The organism is Allopusillimonas ginsengisoli (genome assembly GCF_004153455.1).
GTDB lineage: Bacteria > Pseudomonadota > Gammaproteobacteria > Burkholderiales > Burkholderiaceae_B > Allopusillimonas > Allopusillimonas ginsengisoli.
In genome coordinates this window covers 1-1,524 of the sequence record NZ_SDQE01000028.1, presented here as the reverse complement: position 1 = coordinate 1,524, position 1,524 = coordinate 1, and the positions used below count along the sequence as shown (strand labels likewise).

The window sequence follows — 1,524 nt, the reverse complement described above, 5'->3', positions numbered from 1 at the left end:
TCTGGACTTACAATAACGAAAGGCCAAATATGGCCTTGGGCGGCATTACACCAATTCAAAAAATGGCCTTAGCCGCATAGCCTCTACTTTTAACGACCGTTAAAAATGGGGGGATTACCCGTGCACAGTGGGTGGTGGAGCGCGAAACGCTGCGCCAAGGCACACACGACGATAAGCAAGAGATCGCACGCCTGGGCCTGCTGCTCGATAAACTGCGCCGCATGTTGTTCGGCCAGAAGTCCGAGCGGCTCGTTGCCCAGATCGATCAATTGCAGCTTGAACTGGAAGAGCTACACATCTATCAGGGTGGGCGCGCCGAAAAAATCGAATCGACGCAAGCGTCTGCCGCGCGTGCGGCTCCGCCACGTCGGCCGCTACCCGAGCATCTGCCGCGTGAAGTGCATGAGCACCTTCCCAAGGAATCTGCCTGCCCTGATTGCGGGGGTGCGTGGCAACGCTTGGGCGAAGACGTCAGCGAGGTGTTGGAGCACATCCCGGCCAGCTTCCGAATCGTTCGTCATGTACGCCCACGCCTGGCGTGCCGCTGTTGTGACCGAATGGCACAGGCGAGCGCGCCCAGTCGGCCGATTGCCCGCAGCTTCGCTGGCCCCGGGTTGCTTAGCCACGTGATGGTCAGTAAATATCTAGATCATCAACCGCTGTACCGCCAGTGTCAAATCTACGAGCGCGAGCACGTGAACTTGGCCCAGAGCACGGTGGGCGACTGGGTCGGCGGTGTGCACGAGTTGCTGCGCCCCTTGATCGATGCGCTGCGCCGTCATGTCTTTACGGCCGATAAACTGCATACCGATGACACCCCGATCAAGGTGTTGGCGCCGGGTACCGGCAGGACACGCGAAGCGCGCCTCTGGGTCTATGCCCGCGATGATCGGCCCAGTGGCGACACCACGGCACCGGCCATGTGGATGCGTTACTCGCCCGATCGGCGCGGTATCCATCCACAGACCCACCTGAAGGACTATATGGGTATCCTGCAAGCCGATGCCTTCGCCGGGTACAACAAGGTTTACGAATCAGGCCGTGTAGTCGAAGCGGGTTGCTGGGCGCACGCCCGACGCAAGTTCTACGACGTTCACGTTAAAGACGCCACGCCCATTACGACCTATGTGCTTGAGCGTATTGCCGAGCTCTACAAGATCGAATCCAGTATCCGCGGCAGTCCACCCGATGTGCGCCAAGGCGCGCGTCAAGAGCATGCCAAACCCATCGTCACCGCGTTGTATGCCTGGTTGCGTGAACAGTTGCCGACCGTCTCGCGCAAATCGAAAACGGCTGACGCGATCACCTATGCCATGAACCAGTGGCAGGCCCTGACGCGCTACCTGGACGATGGCCGCATTGAGATCGACAACAATGCGGCCGAGCGGGCGCTGCGCGGTGTGGCGAAGGGTCGTTCATTATGCACCTCCTTCCGAAACCTCGATAAACATTGGGAGTTGTCCTTCAACATTGCTACGACACGGGCGATGTTTGCGCGTCAACGCCGCCGTGACAGCGTCACTG

General features: G+C 59.6%; 1 protein-coding gene. It reads left to right on the top strand.

What is annotated here, in order from left to right:
- Positions 1-131 precede the first annotated feature (131 nt).
- On the top strand, positions 132-1,524 hold a 1,393-nt coding region (gene tnpC / locus ERE07_RS21540), incomplete at its 3' end, for an IS66 family transposase (protein WP_245153834.1).